15 protein-coding genes and 1 other annotated feature are annotated in these 20,691 nt (G+C 39.5%); of the genes, 11 read left to right on the top strand and 4 right to left on the bottom strand.

The genetic code is table 11. The annotated features are described in order from the left end of the window. The first annotated feature begins 66 nt into the window (after positions 1–66). The 7 genes from AC6CIB_RS04165 (at position 67) to AC6CIB_RS04135 (ending at position 6,126) form a co-directional block, all read left to right on the top strand. Complete coding sequence (locus AC6CIB_RS04165; RefSeq protein ID WP_498278209.1) at positions 67–411, top strand: PadR family transcriptional regulator; 345 nt, start codon at positions 67–69, stop codon at positions 409–411. A 4-nt stretch (positions 412–415) separates the two neighbouring features. Beyond that, positions 416–1,423 (top strand): hypothetical protein, encoded by a 1,008-nt coding sequence (locus tag AC6CIB_RS04160; RefSeq protein WP_498278207.1) that lies wholly within the window; start codon positions 416–418, stop codon positions 1,421–1,423. A gap of 311 nt (positions 1,424–1,734) precedes the next feature. Beyond that, the gene (locus AC6CIB_RS04155) at positions 1,735–2,211 is read left to right on the top strand and encodes a class I SAM-dependent methyltransferase (protein WP_498278206.1); all 477 of its coding nucleotides are present in this window, start codon (positions 1,735–1,737) and stop codon (positions 2,209–2,211) included. A 69-nt stretch (positions 2,212–2,280) separates the two neighbouring features. Next, positions 2,281–2,946 carry an O-methyltransferase gene (locus AC6CIB_RS04150; RefSeq protein WP_498278205.1) on the top strand — a complete coding sequence of 222 codons (666 nt, stop codon included), beginning with the start codon at positions 2,281–2,283 and terminating at the stop codon, positions 2,944–2,946. A 56-nt stretch (positions 2,947–3,002) separates the two neighbouring features. Further along, positions 3,003–3,211 (top strand) — a binding site (T-box leader). Between the two features lie 207 nt (positions 3,212–3,418). Further along, positions 3,419–4,666: a tyrosine--tRNA ligase gene (gene tyrS / locus AC6CIB_RS04145; RefSeq protein WP_498278203.1), complete on the top strand. Its 1,248-nt coding sequence runs from the start codon at positions 3,419–3,421 to the stop codon at positions 4,664–4,666. Between the two features lie 164 nt (positions 4,667–4,830). Next, the gene (locus tag AC6CIB_RS04140; protein ID WP_498278201.1) at positions 4,831–5,151 is read left to right on the top strand and encodes an ArsR/SmtB family transcription factor; all 321 of its coding nucleotides are present in this window, start codon (positions 4,831–4,833) and stop codon (positions 5,149–5,151) included. A gap of 570 nt (positions 5,152–5,721) precedes the next feature. Continuing rightward, complete coding sequence (locus AC6CIB_RS04135; protein ID WP_498278199.1) at positions 5,722–6,126, top strand: GyrI-like domain-containing protein; 405 nt, start codon at positions 5,722–5,724, stop codon at positions 6,124–6,126. Here AC6CIB_RS04135 and AC6CIB_RS04130 read toward each other — a convergent pair. Further along, a complete protein-coding gene (locus tag AC6CIB_RS04130; RefSeq protein ID WP_498278197.1) occupies positions 6,119–6,736 on the bottom strand; it encodes an acetate uptake transporter in 618 nt (205 codons plus the stop codon). The two genes, AC6CIB_RS04135 and AC6CIB_RS04130, sit on opposite strands and share 8 nt — an antisense overlap. A gap of 752 nt (positions 6,737–7,488) precedes the next feature. On the opposite strand from AC6CIB_RS04130, the gene AC6CIB_RS04125 reads away from it, so the two are divergent. Beyond that, positions 7,489–10,653: a DEAD/DEAH box helicase gene (locus AC6CIB_RS04125; protein ID WP_498278195.1), complete on the top strand. Its 3,165-nt coding sequence runs from the start codon at positions 7,489–7,491 to the stop codon at positions 10,651–10,653. Between the two features lie 312 nt (positions 10,654–10,965). Next, positions 10,966–12,324 (top strand): magnesium transporter, encoded by a 1,359-nt coding sequence (gene mgtE / locus AC6CIB_RS04120; protein ID WP_498278194.1) that lies wholly within the window; start codon positions 10,966–10,968, stop codon positions 12,322–12,324. Positions 12,325–12,805: 481 nt separating this feature from the next. On the opposite strand, the gene AC6CIB_RS04115 is transcribed toward mgtE, so the two are convergent. The 3 genes from AC6CIB_RS04115 to AC6CIB_RS04105 form a co-directional block, all read right to left on the bottom strand. Next, positions 12,806–13,300, bottom strand: a complete 495-nt coding sequence (locus AC6CIB_RS04115; protein WP_498278192.1) for a DinB family protein — start codon at positions 13,298–13,300, stop codon at positions 12,806–12,808. Between the two features lie 134 nt (positions 13,301–13,434). Next, complete coding sequence (locus AC6CIB_RS04110) at positions 13,435–14,886, bottom strand: MDR family MFS transporter (RefSeq protein WP_498278191.1); 1,452 nt, start codon at positions 14,884–14,886, stop codon at positions 13,435–13,437. 130 nt (positions 14,887–15,016) lie between these two features. Then, positions 15,017–18,076 (bottom strand): efflux RND transporter permease subunit, encoded by a 3,060-nt coding sequence (locus AC6CIB_RS04105; RefSeq protein ID WP_498278189.1) that lies wholly within the window; start codon positions 18,074–18,076, stop codon positions 15,017–15,019. A gap of 211 nt (positions 18,077–18,287) precedes the next feature. On the opposite strand from AC6CIB_RS04105, the gene AC6CIB_RS04100 reads away from it, so the two are divergent. Next, positions 18,288–19,172 carry a TetR family transcriptional regulator gene (locus tag AC6CIB_RS04100; protein WP_498278187.1) on the top strand — a complete coding sequence of 295 codons (885 nt, stop codon included), beginning with the start codon at positions 18,288–18,290 and terminating at the stop codon, positions 19,170–19,172. A 279-nt stretch (positions 19,173–19,451) separates the two neighbouring features. Further along, positions 19,452–20,654, top strand: a complete 1,203-nt coding sequence (locus tag AC6CIB_RS04095) for a M14 family zinc carboxypeptidase (RefSeq protein WP_498278185.1) — start codon at positions 19,452–19,454, stop codon at positions 20,652–20,654. Positions 20,655–20,691 lie beyond the last annotated feature (37 nt).

Here is a 20,691-nt window from a genome sequence, read left to right as displayed (position 1 = left end):
TTAATATTATTGTGTCATTTACAATGGTGTGTGTCATACACTATAATGAGAGCAGGAGATGATGATATGAGCGATGTGAATGAACTAGTCGACAAATTACTTCAAGAATTGAGAAGGGGAACGATTACCATTGGAGTTCTAAGTCAGCTCTCCTATCCTCAATATGGGTATTCACTGGTGACGAAGCTTGGAGAAAAAGGAATCTCTGTAGAACCAGGAACCCTATACCCTCTTCTACGGAGATTAGAGAAGCAGGGGCTGCTGCAAAGTGAATGGGACACAAACGAAGCGCGTCCTCGCAAATATTATGTGCTGAGTGCTAAAGGCAATAAGGTGTATACACTGCTGCAAAAAGAATGGAGAAAGATTGTGGAGAGCATGGATGTGTTAATGGGGGAAAGGGGAGAATGACCAAATGGAGATGATTGAGAGATATATTTACGCAGTGACAAATAAACTGCCTCAGTCACAGCGAGATGAAATTGGCAGGGAAATACGCGGACTGATTCACGATATGCTCGAAGTGAAAGTTGGAAATAGAAAAACAACGGAAGAGGACATAGAAGAAGTGCTGGTAGATTTGGGGATTCCGTCGGATATGGCTGATAAGTACCGTGGAGGTGGTAGATACCTCATCAGTCCTGATTTGTTCTATCCTTATTTACACATATTAAAGATTGTTTTGATTTCCATTTCCATTGCATTGAGCATTGTGTTTGTGATTGAAACGATCATAAATCCCGTTTCCATCATAAATCATTTTGTTGGATTGATCGTGTCGTTGATTCAAGTTGGAACACAGACTTTTGCATGGATCACCATTGTGTTTGCCTTTATAGATTATCGACAAGTCATTTCAGGTGAAGTAAAAAAAGGGAAAGTGCAGGAGTGGAAACCAGCAGATTTACCTCCGATTCCGGATCACAAGAAAGAGATCAAACGTGGCGAAGTCTTGACTGGTATCATCTTTTCCATCCTGTTTTTAATTCTCATCTTGTTCTCAAATCGAATGATGGGTGTGTTTGTTTTTGAAGAGAATGAATTTAAGGGGATTGCACCTTTCCTTAATCCAGAAACTCTCAACGATTATCTTCTATTAATTTACCTTATCGTCGGACTAGGTATATTTAAAGAAAGCTTAAAGCTGATAATAGGAAGATGGACGAAGAAATTAGGTGTATCTACTCTAATTATTAACGTGGTAACTTTGATATTAGGACTCTTTTTATTAATGGATCAGCAAATTTGGAACCCTACATTCGTTGAAGACCTATTTCAACTAAGAGGACTGAATCTATTAGATCAGTCTTATGAGACAATTAATAGCATCTGGGAACAATCCAAAGAATGGGTTGTAATCGGGTTCATCGTGACAATAATTGTGGATACGGTAAGTGTGCTTTATAAAGGTTTTAAAAAGTAAATAGAAAGATAGCAGGGGCGCTATTCATTTTATATGGATAGCGTCTTTTCAAAAGAGTTTCTTGATTATTGAGTTGAAGGATGTCACTTAAGAAAAATGGTGAATTATAAGGAATCTTGTATAGGTTATGCAGGGGTTTACAACATTTTACTAGAAGTACTAAAGTGCTGACTTATCATAACTGAAGGGGTGCTCACCATAAGAACCAATGAAATAATAGGGGTAGGAAAGAATGTTTTCAATAATTGATAAGATTAAGACCAAAAATATGCAATTAGGCTGGTGAGCAAAATAAGGAGTCAGATGCTCATATGCCTTCGAACGTTGGTAGGGATAGCTTGTTTTTTAAAGGGAAAGGTTTAAAGACGTTAAGTACTGATCTGTCTTCCGAATCTGTTCAGTTGTGCAGGGAAAAAGGGTTACACGCAGAAGTGATGAGCTTTGATGATTTATCATTAACTGATGGTCAATTTGAGTCTATATGGGCATTAAATTGTCTGCTCCATGTTCCGAAACAGGAGCTGTCACTCGTCTTAAAAGAGATTAAAAGAGTACTGGCTCCAGGTGGTCTGTTTTACATTGGTGTGTACGGTGGGGTGGACTTTAAAGGAATCTGGGAGGGGGATCATTATGAACCGAAGCGTTTTTTTTCCTTTTATGAAGATAATAGATTAACAGATGCACTTTCCGATGTTTTTATAATCGAATACTTTAAACGAGTTCCGAAAGAAGTAGTAGGAGGGGCGTTTGACTTTCAATCCATCATTTTAAGAAAAGGGAAATACTGAAAATTCATGCAACCAATTACATGGTAAATCATGGTGCTATTGTTTATGTTTGATAAATACTAAGGAGTGATGATGGTGACATCTGAAAACATTTGGACAGAAGTAGATCAATATTTTACAAGTAAACTACAAGTATCAGATCCACTTATGGATTCTGTATTGATAGCAAATAGTGAAGCAGAACTGCCTGCAATCGATGTATCTCCGAATCAAGGGAAGTTTCTCTCATTGCTTGCACAGCTTAAAGGAGCGAAACGCATATTGGAAATCGGGACCCTTGGAGGCTATAGTACGATCTGGCTTGCCCGTGCACTGCCTGAGGACGGCCATCTTGTAACCTTGGAATATAGTGAAAAACATGCAAAAGTCGCCGCAAAAAACATTCAAAACGCTGGAATGGATCGAAAGGTGGAAATTAAGGTAGGTGCTGCATTGGATACGTTGCCGACTATTGAGGGTGAATTTGACTTTATTTTCATTGATGCGGACAAACAAAATAATGCAAATTATTTAAAATGGGCACTCGAGCTTTCTCAACCTGGAGCTGTCATTATTACAGATAATGTGGTACGCGGTGGAAGAGTAATCGATGAAAACAATGAAGATGAAAGCGTTCAGGGTGTTCGCCATTTTGTTGATATGTTGTCTAAAGAGCCCCGTATTGATTCAACGGTTGTTCAAACCGTCGGATCTAAAGGATACGACGGGTTTGCGATGGGGATGGTGAAGGGATAAAAAATATTATTGTATTTTACTGCATTCTTATGTAAAATAAATGAAAATTCATAATCGTAGATGTCATGATAGGAATGAGTAGTGACTTATCTCCCTGGTGAAGAGAGCTGATGGCTGGTGGGAATCAGTACAAAGATAAGCGCGAATTACCTCCTTAAACATTCTCTGTGAACCCTTAGTAGCAGAGAACGGCCGGTCCGTTATCCGAATGAAGTGGAAGAGAGATCTTCAATGAGGGTGGTACCGCGTTAACCACGTCCCTTTTTTAGGGGCGTGGTTTTTTGGTGTGCATTTTTAACTAGAAGGGTTGTATAACGGCGAAATCTGAAATATAACGGGAAATCACAAATTCGTCTTCTGCAATCTGAATTTATCAGCGAAATTTTCTTTTTATCAGTGAAATTGAATTTCAGCGATCACGACCAACCCGACAAATATTTAAACGAATCATATCAATCAAGGAGGAATGATCATGCAACACAAATGGGAATCACTTTCACAAGAACAACAGGCAGAAGTAGAAAGGCAGTTAGCTGTATACAAATATGGAGTGCATGAAATCATCCCAGAAGCAGAATTAAAGCAAAAACTCGTCAAGTCAATTGCAACAGGAGTACCATTGAAAATTAAGCTAGGTCTAGATCCAACCGCTCCCGATGTTCACCTGGGTCATACGGTTGTCCTGAACAAATTAAGGCAGTTCCAAGAAAGCGGCCATATCATTCAGCTCATTATCGGGGATTTTACTGGTAAGATCGGTGATCCAACTGGCAAGTCTGTTGCAAGAAAGCAGCTGACTGATGAAGAGGTGAAGAGAAATGCCCAAACTTACTTTGAGCAATTTGGGAAAGTCCTCGACAAAGAGAGAGTGGAGCTTCATTACAATTCCAAATGGCTGTCATCGTTGAAACTTGAAGATGTGATTCATTTGTCCTCTAAGATAACGGTTGCTCGATTAATTGAAAGAAACGATTTTTCTAATCGGTTGTCAACAGGTAAGCCAGTCTCGCTTCATGAGTTTTTCTACCCGTTAATGCAAGGATACGATTCCGTCGCATTAGAAAGTGATGTGGAGCTTGGCGGGACGGATCAGCAGTTTAACGTGTTGATGGGAAGACATCTTCAGGAGCATTACAACCAGGAGAAACAAGTAGTCATTTTACTTCCTTTACTTGAAGGCCTTGACGGTGTAGAGAAAATGTCAAAATCAAAACATAATTACATTGGAATTGATGAAGATCCTAACCAAATGTTTGGGAAGACGATGTCGATTCCGGATGAATTGATCATCAAATACTTTAACCTGATAACTGACTTAACTTTAGATGAGAAATCGAAAATAGAGAAGGAATTAAACGAAGGGACACTCCACCCTAGAGATGCCAAAATACGTTTAGGAAAAACCATCGTGTCCATGTACCACGGAGAAGAAGCAGCCGGGCAAGCCGAGAACAATTTTAAGGAAGTATTCCAAAAAGGCGCACTGCCTGATGACATTCCAGAGATACAGTGGACAGGTGAAAGGAGAGTGCCCATTGTCAACTTACTTGTTGAGCTAAATATGCAAGGGTCAAAGAGTGAAGCACGCCGAATGATTCAAAATGGTGGAATTAGAATCAATTCAGAAAAGGTTCTGGATATGCAATTAGAAGTAGAGATTGAAGATGGACTGATTGTGCAGGTAGGGAAGAGGAAGTTTATAAAGCTGAGAACAGTGTGAATATTGATTCCGTAAGAAAGTCGTCTAATCAACATGAATAGATGGCTTTCTATTTTTAAAAAATAAATAAATCAACTATTTTTGATTTATTAGTTGACTAAATGGAAAATATTGCATATAGTAAGGATATATCAAATAAAATTGATTTAAGAGGAGCAGATACCATGAACAAACAAATTCCATTAAAAGATATATCACTGGATTCAACTTTCAGTAAATACGAAAAAAAATTCAAGGCACTTGCAGATCAAAAAAGGTTGTTTATCCTGCACCAAATTACTGAAATGGGAGAAGTGTGCGTATGTGACCTATCGGATAAATTAGACTTACCCCAATCTAAACTTTCCTACCATCTGAAGGTTTTAATGGACGCTGAGTTGATCTTGAAAGAAACGCGAGGCACGTGGAGTTACTATACATTAAATCACACTGAATTGAATCACTTGTTATCTGAGCAACTTTGCTGCTTGTTTAGGCGGAGATAAGGTGAAGGTGATTAATTTGCATGAGGGTATGATTTATTAATCAAAAAAAGTCGATATAGAGAAAGGTAGTTATTTTGAGAAAGAGAATTTTAGATAAAACCAATTCGAATTGGTTAATTTTGATTTATTAATCAAAATAATTTGATGTATGATTTTCCCGATAATTAATCAAAAAAAATTGATTTAACATAAAGGAGGCAGTCAAAATGCATTGGCTCTGTACTCACCATGTCTACTATGTCGGGATTCTTATTTTACTTTATATAAGGAGGTGAAAAAAATGAATTGGTTAAAGAGTTTGATTGGTCAGAAAGAAAAGAAGGATTGCTGTAAAGTGAAGTTGGTTGAAGTAAAAGATGAAAATATTAAAAAAGAATGTTGTCAAAAATGAAAAATTGAAGCCCTCGTCTTCTAACGCAGGGCTTCATCTTCTTTTGTGTGGATTGTAGTAAAGAGCGTTTGCGAATAACTTCTTTCAAATCAATGAGTCGGCGTTTCGGTTAAATGAAAGCCAATATACTTCAATGCAGATTCTAAATTGCGTACCTTAACAATAGGTAGTTGAGATAATTGTCCGTTTTCCTTTTCGTGAATCGCAATTTCAGGTGTAATTCCTGTGCGACCGGATGGTTTTCTTCATTACCAGCCTATGAATTAGGGGAAAATCAAGCGATTCCGGAAGATATGGAGGAGATCACGATTCCATCTATGAGTTATTTCATGACTCACAATAAAAAAGGTGATGATATCGGTCATACCTATCATCGTATTTATCAATGGTTCAAAGAGAGCGAATACCAACCTTATAGTGAACCGACCTTTGAATACTTCGATGATGTTCCCATCAAACATGAAAGATACCACAGTGATCGAGATTTAAAGGATCCTCATTTTGATATCTTGATTCCCATTTTGAAAAAATGTAAAAAAAGAGATAGATGCGCATTTCATCTATCTCTTTTTTCGCTTACTTAAATATCCCGAATGGCTTTCCTACTGGAAGTGTTTCTCTCCCAAAGTGGGTGTTCAAAACACTTGCAGCAGAGCCGTAGAAGCTGAATAATGCAATAAATAACTCAGAAATGGCCGCTAATTTATGCATGGCTTCAGGTGCAATTCCAAGTGTAGACAGCGAAAGGCCGATAAATAAGAAATCAATCAGAACAAAAATAATGAATAAGACCTTATGTGTTTCCATGGCACCAACGGTCATAAAAATACTGAAAATCAGGTAGCCGATATACGCAATCCCTAGTTGGTGTGGATCAACTGCAGATGCCGCTGCTTCTCCAAACACACCGAATGAAATTAACCAGGATGTTCCGACTCCAAGCCAAAATAAACCGAATGCACCAAATGCAGTGGATCCGAACGTATTATTATGTTTTGCATCTCCAAAGCATGCGATCAGCTGTGCAATTCCACCAAGGAAAATCGCCCATGGTAATACAAATGAAACGCCATCCGTCCATCCAAGTTTCGCTGAAGAAGCTACAAGGGTAACCATAGCTAATCCAAAAAGTCCAAGAGCAGATGGATCGGCAGTTGCTATTTGAACTCGTTGAGTGTTTTGTGTTTGATTCATGATGATACCTCCTATTAAACATACTTGACTAATTTACATAAAAAAGTCTCCGTATGCAATAGAAAATATTATGTAAGCATAACTTTCATAAATAAAGGCGGTATTTTAGATGCAGTTGAGGTATAAAGTGGATTTCGCTGATATATTTAAAATATCGCCGATAAAATCTTTCTTACGCCAATCCAGCTCTCAAAAAGTTTACCAAAAGAGTCGATTTTACCAAGATGACGACCCATCTAATGAAAATTCATCAAAAAACCTTCCCACTAATGAAAAAACTCCCGGATTATCCGCAAAAGATAATCCGGGAGTTCTTCCTTCTGACCATACATCCAATTCACAACAAAAAAACGCATGAATTGAGTCTATCCTTCATACATATCAACAGGGGACAAATATTTTACACAGCGATCCTCTAGAAGGGGGTGAGGGTGGTGGAGAACTACTTTATTTTCATGCTGATATTTCAAGCAGGAAGTTTCATCATTTCATTGTTGAATCATATTGAAAAGTAGAGGGCTCCTAAAAGATTTTTCCGGACTATGACTGGCCTCATAGTTCGGTTTTTTTCTGTCGGATCGCTTCCCTTATAGTCTATGTAGATCATCTCGCGAATATACGTTTCTATTAATATAGTAATCGATGTCGTACAGTTTCTAAATTTGCCTATTGTTGTTATCATAAGATTATTGAAGAAATCCAATTAGGGAACTTCGCATACATACCAACATTTCCAGGAAGGAACCAGACACTTGAAGGTCATACATCAAAAACTTATAAAAGAACGATGCGGTACCGTTTCTTTCAAAAGGGGAGAGGGCTATTACCGTTCCAATAAAGTCAAAATGGACGAATTCAGTTCCAATTATTGTGAAGCGACCGTTACGGGGGAGGAAGATTTCCACGTAACCGTTACAGGAGAAGCTAATGGAGTAATCCATGCAAAGTGCAGCTGTCCCAAACTAGCATCGTTTGTTAAAGATTGTCAACATATCGCAGCTGTCCTACTCTCCATTCATTATGAGCAGCGTAGAGGAAATAGCCAAGGTAGGGAAGTAACAGAAGAATTTTTTACCTTGTTTCAGGATGAATCCATACGATCCACTGGTCACCAGAGGCATTTTGAAAACAGACAAGTTCTGCAATGTGAAATATTAATTAAACCTGTTACCTTAAAAACAGGTGGAGTTATGATCGGGATTGAATTAACGATACGCTCTATCATGGTTCAACAGGTTAGAGGGTTTCTACAGAGCATCAAAGAAGGAGTTCCCTTCCATCTTTCAGACTCATTCATTTTCAATCAACAACTCCATTGCTTTGAAATCGAAACCGATGCTGTGATACAACAGCTGATTAAAGTGGCCCAGGAAGAGACAATATACTCTTCAATTGAAGTGAACAATAGTGAACAATTGCTCATTCCACCCTCATCATGGGAGCGGCTTTTACCATTTCTTATAAAGTCGACAAGGGTTAAAGTAGAGCAAAGCCAGCACACAGTAGAGGGGATCAAGCTATTGAAATCCCCGCTTCCATTGAAGTTCCAATTTGGCCAAAATGAGAACGGAAGCTATCGATTACACATAACTGGATTGAAAAATATGGTCGTCCTGGATGAGTATCAAGCCGTTCTTTATGAAGGGACATTGACCCAACTGCACACCAGGGATTGCAAGCGTCTTTCCGAATTAAAGCGACTTCTCATCAAATCAGGAACAGATTCGATTCCCATCCCTCAAACCCAGATAGGCTTCTTTCTAGAAAAAGTAGCGATTGGTTTAAAGAAATTGGGGAAGGTCACCATCTCGGACGAAATTTCCAAAAGGTTGGGATTGGCGCCGCTTGTTGCAAAGCTGTATCTTGACCGAGTGAAGAATCGCTTGCTGGCGGGTCTTGAATTTCATTACGAACATGTAGTGATTTACCCGTTGGAAAATAGGGAGCCCCCTTCAAGTTCTGTGTTAATCAGGGATGTTGAAAAAGAAGATACCATCCTTGAATTAATGGAAGAGTTCTCTTTTGGAAAAACAGAAGGTGGTTACTTTTTACACAATGAGGATTTAGAGTATGAGTTTTTAACCTATGGTGTGACGAAGATTCAGAAGTTTGTCCAAATCTATGCAACTACAGCAGTGAGAAACCGTGTCTTTAAAGGGAATAATGGTCCGAAGATTCGGGTCAAGGTGAAGAAAGAACGAGTGAACTGGCTGGAATTCAAGTTTGAAATGGATGGGATTCCTGACCGACAGATCATGGAGATTCTTCAGGCATTAGAAGAAAAACGTAAATATTACCGGATGAGAAACGGATCACTTCTGTCACTGGAATCCAATGAATTTCAAGACATTCAGCGATTTCTTCATACGTCACAAGCGGAGAAAAATGATTTAATCAAGGGACTTGAGCTTCCATTGCATCAAAGCCTTCAACTCCTGGATTCAGTTGATGCGAGCCACACGTTTAAATTAGGGGAATCGTATAAAGAGTTCTTACAACATATCATGAATCCCGGCAGTATGGAGTTTAAAGTACCACCAACTTTGAACACACTGTTGAGAGAATATCAAAAAGACGGCTATCGATGGATGAAAACCCTGGCCTTTTATGGTCTGGGCGGAATCTTAGCGGACGATATGGGGTTAGGGAAAACCATCCAAAGCATTTCTTTTCTTGTTTCGGAGTTAGATGAGATTAGAACGCAGAAACTTCCGGCTCTGATTGTTTGTCCCTCGTCTCTCACGTATAACTGGCGAAGTGAATTTAGGAAGTTTGCTCCTGAAATACAAGCAGTGATACTGGATGGACATAAATCAGAACGAATGAAGAAGCAGAATGGATTAAAGGATGTCGATGTGATCATCATTTCCTATCCTTTACTTCGAAGTGACATCAAGTGGTACGAGAAACAGAAATTTCACAGTGTGTTTTATGATGAGGCTCAAGCGTTCAAAAATCCGATAACGCAAACAGCAAGAAGCGTAAAGAAGATTGAAGCCAATCACCGTTTCGCATTAACGGGAACCCCTGTTGAGAACTCTCTCGAAGAGCTTTGGTCAATCTTTCACGTAGTATTTCCGGGATTATTTCGAGGGCTTAAGGATTACAGCCGCCTTACAAAAAAAGATATTGCCAAAAGAATTCGTCCGTTTGTCCTGCGAAGGATGAAGGAAGATGTTTTATCAGAACTTCCGGAAAAACAGGAGATCATGGAATCGGCGGAACTGCTGCCACCTCAAAAGGAATTGTACGCTGCTTATTTAGCCAAACTGCGTCACGATACGCTTAAGCACCTGGATAAAGATACCTTGAGGAAAAACAGAATCAAAATTCTGGCTGGTTTAACCAGGCTTCGACAAATATGTTGTCATCCAGGTTTATTTGTAGAGGGCTACCAGGGAGCATCAGCAAAATTCATTCAGCTCATGGAGATTTTGGAAGAATCAAGGCATTCAGGCAGAAGAGTGTTGATTTTTTCACAGTTTACTAAAATGCTTGAGTTCATCGGAAGAGAGCTTTCGGCAAAGGGACAGAGCTTCTTTTACCTTAATGGATCAACGCCTTCTGAAGAGCGGGTAGGCATGTGCAACAGATTTAATGAAGGCGAACGCGACCTGTTCCTTATTTCATTGAAAGCTGGAGGTACGGGACTCAACTTAACAAGCGCTGATACCGTCATCCTCTATGATACATGGTGGAATCCGGCTGTCGAAGAGCAAGCAGCGGATCGAGCCCACCGCATGGGGCAAAAAAATGAAGTACAAGTGATCAAGCTCATCGCTCGCGGAACCATTGAAGAAAAAATGAATGAGCTTCAAGAAAAAAAGAGACACCTCATTCAAGAGGTGATCGACCCTGATGAGAAAATCGTTTCTTCCTTGACGGAAGATGAGCTTAGAGAAATATTATCAGTTTAAAACGTTGGATTATAAAGGTGGAGCTTCTATAATGAAGTGCAACCTTTTATATTTATTCTCGGCCTGAATTTTACCATGAGGGTTTGATCATATGAATAAATTAATAATAAGCATGATGAAAATGGGAAAGAATAGAAAGTTTCATTCGATAAAGATATTGTTGATTTTTTAAGAATCATAAATAAACTATTCCTTGTAAAAGGTCTAATAGAATTATAAAAAATCCCATTGATAGAACGAAAATAAGTTTATTCATTTACAAAAACAATAAGAGTGTATGGAAAACAAGTATTTTTAGCAAGGAGTAAGCATATGACGTTGGCTATGACTGAAAACGAAATCACGCTTGCCATTATTCAAAGTCTTAAAGACGGTAAAAAAAATACGTTTCTTGAAATAATAGAAGAATTGCAGCCTTATGACATAGCTCAGCAATACTTAAATGTGCCATCCAAACATCAAAACAAATTCCTATTATTTTTACCGTTAGAGCAATTAACTGAATTCATTCAGGAAATTGATAAAGAAATTCAACTAGTGGTGTTACAAAAGCTGGGGATTGAAAAATCAACCAAAGTCCTGGACTTAATGGAAAACGATAATCTGGCTACCTTATTAACCGACCTTAAACCTGAGAAGATTGAAGAACTCTTGTCAGAAATGAATCAAGAGGAATCTCAAGTCGTTATGAACTTAATGAATTACCCGCCAGAAACGGCTGGTAGAATAATGAACAACCGCTGCGTTTGGATTCCGAAGCATTATACAGTCCGGGAGGCAGTTGATAAACTAAAGGATTTTGCCGAATTAGCTGAATATCTTAACTATCTGTATGTTATCGATGAGGAAAAGAAGCTAATAGGCGTTATTTCTTACAAGGATTTATTACTAGGGGAACTACAGGATAAAATTGAAACGATTATGTACAGCAGAGTGGTAAAAGTAGATGTGTATACCGATCAGGAAGAAGTAGCTAAATTGATTAGCCGGTATGATTTCATTACAATTCCGGTCATTGAGGAAGATGGGAAATTGGCTGGTGTCATTACTGTTGATGATATTATCGATGTGGTCATTCAAGAAGCAAATGAAGACATCGAAAAGTTGTCAGCTTCAGGAAAATCGATTGACTTCAACACCAAACCATTAATAGCCGCCTATCGTCGATTGCCATGGTTGATTTTGCTATTATTCATTGGGCTTGTTTCAGGAAGTATCATTAATATGTTTTCTGCTACACTAGAGCAAGTCGTGGCACTCGCTTTCTTTATGCCCATGATTGCTGGAATGACGGGTAATACCGGAACTCAATCACTTGCTGTAGTCGTAAGGGGGCTTGTTTCAAACGACCTAGACCTTCAACAAGTGTTGAAGCTGATCATGCGTGAGCTGTCGGTTGGTATCATCATCGGAGTGACATGCGCAGTGATGATTGCCCTCATTGCATTTGTTTGGCAAGGAAATATCATATTAGGGCTAGTAGTAGGGAGTTCCTTATTCATCACTCTGATTATTGGGACGTTGGCAGGTACAATTATTCCGCTCATCCTATACAAGTTTAATGTTGATCCTGCTGTTGCTTCTGGTCCTTTAATTACTACAATCAACGATATCTTGTCTCTTATGATCTATTTTGGGATTGCTACCATGTTTATAACGAGATTAATGTGAGGTATATAGGCGAGTGTAAAATGAGCATGAGTTTTATGCTCGTTTTTTTAAGATGAGAGTGGCTTCATTTTGAAATCTAGTATAGGTTTGAAGTTTGGAGGGGGATTCGTGTGTTGTGTGTCTTTATGTAATTATGTTTCTATATAGAGTAAGAGGATGAGAACAAAAAAATCCTTGAAAATCCACACATTAGCAAACGGGTGTACCTTTATTCTTTCCTTTGCCATCGACCTGAGCGAAAAAATCGAAGGTTTGAACTACCTCACACCATTCAAATACTTTGAGCGAAGAATGTGGATGGTGGTTTGGAATTGATATTTGTAGGGATTTCAATTGTTTTGATAGGGGTTCTGGCGGTATCTACATTTGTTCTGACAGGCGGGATTTGAATGTATAAAAGTAAGTAATCTAGTGATAGATAGTATAGTTACGAGGATAAAAGGAGCTTCTCCACTAGAGAGAAACTCCTGAATCGATAGGTTTATAATTTTGCTTTTAGTTCTTCAATCTGCTCTAAATGCCTCTTCTCATGGTACCCAATAAAAGGTACCCATTCATCTAATCGGATAAGTCCGAATATAGGATGAGGATACGCCTTATTCTGTAATTCTTCTTTGCTTGTTGTATGAAGAAAGTTGAGAAGATCTTTACGAGAAGTATTCAGTTTGTCCTTCATTTCTTGAAACGTAAGGCTTTCTTCCGTAGGGACGACAAATGGAGGTGCATCTACTTTCGTCGTTCGGTCTACCGTATAGTGAATCGGCTTCGATAGCACTACCTGCTCTTCACCTTTAGCTAACGTTGATTCAATCGCTTTCGTCAACGATCTCTCCATTAGATACAGATGATCCAGCACTTGCATGATTGTCCATCGACCTTCTTCAATTATTTTGTTTAAATCATCATTGGTTAAATCGCTTACACTATTCAATAGGTCAGAACGGATGTCCTCAATCATGTTAATTTCATTATCCATACAAGTTCCTCCTCATGGGTGGTTTCATCATCCATTTTACTTTTGAGAAAAGTGAACGTACAGTAATAGCACTTTTGAAAAAAAAGCTCAGGAACCTGAGCTTTTTAGGTAATAGGTTAATTTGTTTACGTAACTTAACTTTCACTTCCAGCCTTTTCTCCTTCGCCATCAAAATCAGGAGCAACAGCTTTTCGGATGAATAATGAAATAAGGAAAGCGACAGCAGCTAGGGCAAGAGCAAACCAATAAGCATGATGTACACCGTAGGTCATAGCATTGTTTAAGATTCCTTGTGTTAACTCACCCGTTTGCCCTTCAATATACCCAGCCTGACTTTGTGTCATGATGCTGACAAAAATTGAAACACCTAGAGCTCCTGCGACTGGCTGCAGGGTGTTTGCAATGGCCGTTCCATGTGGATATAAATGCTTTGGTAGTTCATTTAAACCATTCGTTTGTGCAGGCATCATGATTGCTGAAATGGATAGCATCAGAACCATATAGAAAAGAACGAATAACCAGATTGGTGTAGATGGATTAATCGTGCTAAAGAAAATCATAACCCCGACTAAAGTTAAGGTTCCTGGAATGATCAGTTTTCTTGGTCCGTATTTATCGAATAACGATCCCATCGTTGGAGACATCAGACCATTTAAGAGTGCCCCAGGAAGTAATAATAATCCGGCTGCTTTTGCAGAATATCCGAGAGGTCCTTGTAAGTACATTGGCATGACGATTTCGGATGCAAACATAGCCATGATGACAATGACGAAGATCGATACTCCTCTCGCATAGCTTTTATATCGGAAAACACGAACATCGAGAAGTGGTTCATCAAGCCTTAACTGACGTAAGACGAATAGAATCAAGCTTATAACCGCAATTGAAATAATCACAATAATTTTCAGAGACGTAAAGCCAGCAGATTCTTCACCCGCGGAACTAAATCCGTATACAATTCCTCCTATACCAATTGAAGAAAGGATAATGGACAAGATATCCACACTTGGCCGAGTGATTTCGCCGACATTTTGTAAATATTTTAGAGCGAATAGAATAGAGAACACGGCGAAGGGAATGACCGTAATGAATAACCATCTCCACCCTAACAAGTCGACAATCACACCAGAAAGAGTGGGTCCGATCGCTGGTGCAAACATAATGACCAGTCCGAACGTACCCATGATTTTACCACGGACTTCCGGTCGGTAAATTAATAATAAGGCATTCATGATGACAGGAATGAGTAATCCGGTCCCAACCGCCTGAATCATCCGGCCAGCAAGTAACATAGGGAAATTCATGGCACATGCAGCAATCACCGTGCCGAGAAGAAACACACTCATCACACCAATAAACATCTGACGAGTCGTGAACCATTGGATAAGCAGGGCGGAGATTGGCATCAGCACACCCATGACGAGCATGAATCCTGTTGCTAACCACTGAACCGTGGGAGCATCGACGTTAAATACAGCCATTAATTCGGTTAAGGCGATATTTAACAACGTTTCATTTAATATGGCAAAAAAAGCACCGATCATAAAAGTAATGAGGATCGCTTTTGAATTGATTTTTGATGGCATATTGTTCCTCCAGTAAAGATTAAAATAAAATACTTATCTATAATGCTTGATTTTGAATAATTTCTCAAGTGCATTGTTCCGTAAATCACGAAAAAGAGGGGTGTTACATGGACACCCCTCTAGACCATTCTTATGCTTCGCACTTTCTTCTTCTAAAGCGGTGGAAGACAAGATACATCATCGGAACTATGATCAGCGTTAATACAGCTGAGAACATGATACCTGAAATAATGGTAACAGCAAGTGGTGTAAAAAGGGCATCTCCGCTGACTGCAACTGGTATAAGTGCTACAATCGATGTGAGTGCCGTTAGTAGAATTGGACGAATACGGTTACGCCCTGATTCCACGACAGCTTCTTTCACGCCCATACCGTTCTTCAATCCCTGTTCAATAAACTCAATTAAAACGACTGAGTTCCTCACAACAATACCGGTTAATGACACCATCCCCATGACAGCAAGGAAGCTGATAGGTGTTTGAGTAACGAATAACCCGAGAATCGCACCTGCTATCGCAAGATAAACCGCAACAAGCACTAAGAACGGTAGTGATAAAGAATTAAATTGAAGGGCAATGACTAAATACACTAAGAATATAACGATCGTAAAGAGGATGGTGATTTCAGAAAAGAAGTCATTCTGGGCTTCATTTTCTCCACCAAGTGTAATCGAATAGTCATTATCATCAAGACTTTTTCGTACATCTTTCACTATATCCTGAACATTTTCTTTATAGTTCTCCTCATTCTCAGGGAAGGCACGAATCGTGATTGCGCGCTCTCCGTCTTTATGAGGGATGAATTGAAGATCTTCTTTCTTCTCAGGAGTCACTAGCTCATCAAGAGAAATCAGCTTCGGTGGTTCAGCAGAATTAGCTGTTTCAACAGGAACCTCAAGAGAAGACAGGTCGACTTCTTCATCACTTCCTCTCAATACCAATGTCATATCACGTTTCGTGACACCATTATCAAAGGCTTTCATCGGAATGCCTTCTGTAGCCAATCGCAGCTGTTGGCTGATGTGGTTGATCGTAATCCCGTTATCCTCGAGAAGCTCGCGGTTAGGAACATATTCAATCGTTTGCTCCATTTCCCCGACATTATCAACGACTAGATCAGTATCCAGCTTTTCAATTTCAGATGAAATCGTATCACGAAGTTCCATTAATTGATTCATCTCAGGACCAGAAACCGTAACTGTAACAGGAGCTCCTGCCGGCGGACCTTGCTGGATCGTTTCCATAAAGATCTTCGCATCAGGATTGTCTTCTCTTAGTTTATCAGTCCATTCGTCAATCAGACCTTGGGCCGTTTGGTTTTCTCGATCAACTCTAGCAACCAATTGACCTGTATTTTGACCGGAATTTGAAAGAGAGCTGTTAAATAAGTTAGGTAGTCCTGTACCTGCAAACGCTGATGTTTCATATACACCTTCGTCTGTTTTTAAAAGTTGTTCCATGTCTTCTAAAGTGCTCGCTGTTTCTTCAATCGTTGTGCCGATTGGCAGTGTTACATCCACCGTTACTTCTTCACGGTCAGCTGACGGGAAGAATTCAAATGGGGTAAGAGCAATCAGACCAAAGATGGCGGTTGTGAAGACAAGGCCGATGGCAGATACCACGAAAGGTCGCTTTGAAAACTTCTTTAGAACAGTATCAGCATAAAAGTCAGCCAGTTTATTCAATGGTTTTCCCAGAAAACCGGGTGCATCTGGTACTTTTTTCGTTGTCCTACTATAAAGCAGGTATCTCATGATCGGAACAAAAATCAGAGCAACGAGTGTAGAGGCGATAATGGTTGTAATTAATACCGTCGGCAACGCTCTAATGAATGCTCCGTTTCCGCCCGATAAAAAAATAAGTGGAAGGAACGTGAACACAATGGCAAGAGAAGAGGTCACAATCGAAACCCAGATCTCTTTGACACCATTTACGGCCCCCATAAGTGCACGATCACCAAGCTTGTAGCGACGTTGAATATTGTCATTCACAACAATCGAGTCATCCACAAGGATACCGAGAGCGATGATGGCACCAATGACAGAAATTTGGTTAAGGTCAACCCCGGAAAATGGCAGTGGAATCAACCCCATTAAGACAGAAATCGGAACCGCTAATGCAACCACAAATGCACCAGATACCGTAAGTCCCAAAGCGGTTGTTAAAATGACGGCAACAACGGAAATGGCAAGGGATATAAACAAACCATCAAAAATATCCGTTACAATGGATGCCTGGGAGTAATAGGGCACAAGGTCCACATTGGAAGGAAGAGACAGAACCAGTTCATCCACTTTGTTGCTTACTTTCTCAGCTATAGAAGGGATATCTTCCCCTGTCTGAACAAATGCTGTAAAGGAGAGGGAAGGCTTGCCTTCAAATGTGACTATATCTTTAACCTCTTTAGGAGCAATTTCAACGTTTGCAATATCTTGTAAAAAGACCGATTCTCCTTGAGGGTTCTTGCCAACAAAAAGCTCTCTCATTTCATCAAGAGTTGAATAATGATCAACCGTTAATTGAACGACTTCGTTATCGACTTCTTGCTTCCCTAGTGGTGTGGGGTAGTATTCATCATTAATCGCATTCATGACAGTAGATGGAGTGAGTCCGGACGCTTTTAGTTTATCCTGTTCTAATTCGATGACAATTTCTTCTTCAGGTAATCCTTTAACCGTTACACTGGAGACCCCCGTGATTTCATCGACTTCTTCCTGCCAACGATTCATTTCTTCATGAAGAGCGAGAAGGGATTCCTTGTTATCACTTGTAAGGTGATAGGAAACAATAGGCATTTTTACCGTGGATTCGTTCATTTCAGGATCGAATACGTCATCAGGAAAAGAGGTGGATGCATCGGAGACAGCTTGTTGCACATCTTCAAACACTTCTTTTTTGTTTTCTCCATCTTCAACCTCTACAATAATAGTAGAGAAACCGGCTGAAGAGGAGGAGCTGATTTCTTTAATTCCATCAATTGACTGGAGGGAAGATTCGATGGGATTGGTTACTGTCCTCTCAACAGAGTCAACGGTTGCACCCGGATATACGGTGCTGACCGTTCCGATGTTTACGCTTGTTTCCGGGATTTCTCGCTGTGGTAATTGAAGGAATGTTAAAAAACCGATAATCACAAACAACAAGACGAAAATCAGCGTGATTTTGGAACGGTTTAAAATCGCTTTCAACATAATGTTATCCTCCTTTGATAATAATTTGACTACTGGGTCAAATGTTTTTATATAACTTGAATATTTACTGATATAACAGTCATTAATCAGTTGACTCTCTAGTCATTTTACATGTATTTTTTCTGTAGTCAAGAAATAATGCTCTTCTATTTTTGGGAGAGTATGGTTAAAATGATAGAGTGAATTTTCTCTGGATATAGAGGTGTAGAAATTGGATAAACGTAAATCAATACTCGAATCAGCCGTAGAGCTCTTTGCAGAACACGGATATAATCAAACGTCCATGCAACAAATCGCCGAAAGCGTGGGCATTTCAAAAGGCTCCCTATACTCATTTTTTCAATCAAAAGAAGATTTAATCATATCGATTTATGAACATTATCAGCAACTTGTCTTCGAACGTGCTTTCGTCGTCGGACTAGATGGGAATTTACCACCTCTGGAGCGATTCGCAAAACAGTTTCAAGTGCAATTTGAGGGGATACTTGAATATAAGTCCTATATGAAAATGCACATGAGGGGAGAGTCTGCAAAGAACAGTGAGAAATTGGCTTCAATGGAGCACCGTATGAGGGGGCGGTTGTTTAGCTGGCTCGAACATAATCTATTGGAAGTATTCGGAAGAGGGATCAGGCCCTACAAATGGGACCTCATGTGGATGACCCAATCTATTTATTCATCGTATATGATGCTCCTGATTTCTACTGATGATGCATTGGATCCCACTACTCTTGGGAAGCATCTGGTGCGACAGATTTATCTGCTGGCCCGGGATTTTCTTAAAGGGGAAAGCAAACCTTTATTGGATGATGACATGATGAAATCATTCTCAGTAAGCATGGACCGGGAAGGAGCCTTTATTTCATTTGAAAAGAGGGAGAGTGCCTGGAAGAGTTTGTATGAAAAAATAAACGGGTTGAGTGAAGAACATGTTAAGTATTACTTAAATATTGCCAATCGGATTTCAGAAGAATGCCGCCAATCAAATCAAGACGAACTGATTATAAGAGGATTATTCAGATTGATGACGGATGAAGAGAATTTGAAAAATGAAGCTATAGAGTTAGAGATGCAACTCCTTCCTGAGAGTGAATAGGGAAGGAGCTTTTTTTTGTCATTGATTTGAAGGGGGCTTTGGGAGAGCTGGGGTGCCTGGATTTTTATACACCTTGTTTCATCGTTAAAGGTGAGCACACCTCGATAGATAAATAGACTTAAATTCAAATTGCTATTTTCTTAATATTCTACACCTTTAGATATATAAGTCTATATTTCTTCTCCTCAATATTTCCTGTTTTACGTAATGTTGAAGGTGATCTTCACGTAAAGGCAGAAATTGTTTAGGGTACCGAAACAAATGGGAGGGAATATATTTATGAAAAAGAAAAAAGTAGTCTCAGGTTTAGCAGCTATTCTTCTTTGTACTAGCATGGTATCAACAAGCTTAGCGTCCAGTTCACCGAATGGAAATTTAACAAATGACCAGTCAAATTTACCAATCTCCGGTTTTACTGATCATGCAGAATTAACGAAGGCTTTACAAAAAATTGTACAGACAAGCCAAGGTAGAGTGACGCTGGATGTGGCAGGTCGTTCTCATAATGGATTAGAGATATATAAAGCGAGGGTAGGGACCGGAGACCGCGTAGTGATGATTCAAAGTGAAATCCACGGGAATGAAAAAACAGGAACGGAAGCCCTTCTGAATATTCTTCAGTACCTGGGGTCGAGTAATTCACCAGAGGCAGAGAACATTCGTGAAGAAATTACACTTGTCGTTCTCCCTATGATGAATCCTGATGCAAGTGAATTGAATCGACGTGCGAATGATATGACATGGAGTGAGGTTGTTGAAAAGTTTCCTTCATTAGCAGGAGCGCCGCCCTCCTGGAATTATTACACTAGGACTCTTCAAGATGTTGATTATAGTGAACGCCCTGGATTTGACGTAAATCGTGACTTTAATCCGAATTTGAATTATACCGCTCAACCTGCTGATTTCCCTGGAAGTTCAGATCAACCTGGTTGGTATATTACACCTGAATCCCAGACAGTTAGAGATGTTTATAAGAGTTTGAGAGAGGAATTTGGGAACGTAGATACATTTATTGACTTGCATCATCAAGGTCAATATTACGTCGAGGGGACAGATGATATTGTAACCATGTCTCTATCAGGCCAGTTTGTTCCAGATCCTAGTTCACCTGAAGGAAGTGATTATGCAGAGTACGCTGAGAACTATCGATATGATTATTCCAGGCAGTTAAATGTTGCAGCGTATAATGCATTACAATCAATTGGAAATTCACCGTTTAATAACATTACCTTGTATCAGCAAAACTTAGATCTTCCAGGGACAGCCCTTGGGTCATTCGCCCTTAATGGTAGCGGTACTGTGCTGTTCGAAGTAAGAGGACAAACATGGACTCTGGGACAAAAGAAAAAAGGTCAATTAGTGAAAGCAGTTGAGACGGGATTAAATTCAATTATTAGCGGTGTGGCTAATGACAGTATTGATGACCTCAATCCAGAAGAATATGAAGATATTCCAGAAACGGCATATAGACCTGGTTTATAGTAATAGAAAAGCTGACTCCAATCATGGGAGTCAGCTT

The organism is Rossellomorea sp. GQ25 (genome assembly GCF_059758515.1).
This window is presented reverse-complemented; position numbering and strand designations above follow the sequence as displayed.

Excerpts from the sequence above, each read along its gene's own strand:
- AC6CIB_RS04165 (WP_498278209.1), top strand. The coding sequence starts at position 67 with ATGAGCGATGTGAATGAACTAGTCGACAAATTACTTCAAGAATTGAGA.
- AC6CIB_RS04160 (WP_498278207.1), top strand. The coding sequence starts at position 416 with ATGGAGATGATTGAGAGATATATTTACGCAGTGACAAATAAACTGCCT.
- AC6CIB_RS04155 (WP_498278206.1), top strand. The coding sequence starts at position 1,735 with ATGCCTTCGAACGTTGGTAGGGATAGCTTGTTTTTTAAAGGGAAAGGT.
- AC6CIB_RS04150 (WP_498278205.1), top strand. The coding sequence starts at position 2,281 with ATGATGGTGACATCTGAAAACATTTGGACAGAAGTAGATCAATATTTT.
- tyrS (WP_498278203.1), top strand. The coding sequence starts at position 3,419 with ATGCAACACAAATGGGAATCACTTTCACAAGAACAACAGGCAGAAGTA.
- AC6CIB_RS04140 (WP_498278201.1), top strand. The coding sequence starts at position 4,831 with ATGAACAAACAAATTCCATTAAAAGATATATCACTGGATTCAACTTTC.
- AC6CIB_RS04130 (WP_498278197.1), bottom strand. The coding sequence starts at position 6,736 with ATGAATCAAACACAAAACACTCAACGAGTTCAAATAGCAACTGCCGAT.
- mgtE (WP_498278194.1), top strand. The coding sequence starts at position 10,966 with ATGACGTTGGCTATGACTGAAAACGAAATCACGCTTGCCATTATTCAA.
- AC6CIB_RS04115 (WP_498278192.1), bottom strand. The coding sequence starts at position 13,300 with ATGGATAATGAAATTAACATGATTGAGGACATCCGTTCTGACCTATTG.
- AC6CIB_RS04110 (WP_498278191.1), bottom strand. The coding sequence starts at position 14,886 with ATGCCATCAAAAATCAATTCAAAAGCGATCCTCATTACTTTTATGATC.
- AC6CIB_RS04105 (WP_498278189.1), bottom strand. The coding sequence starts at position 18,076 with ATGTTGAAAGCGATTTTAAACCGTTCCAAAATCACGCTGATTTTCGTC.
- AC6CIB_RS04095 (WP_498278185.1), top strand. The coding sequence starts at position 19,452 with ATGAAAAAGAAAAAAGTAGTCTCAGGTTTAGCAGCTATTCTTCTTTGT.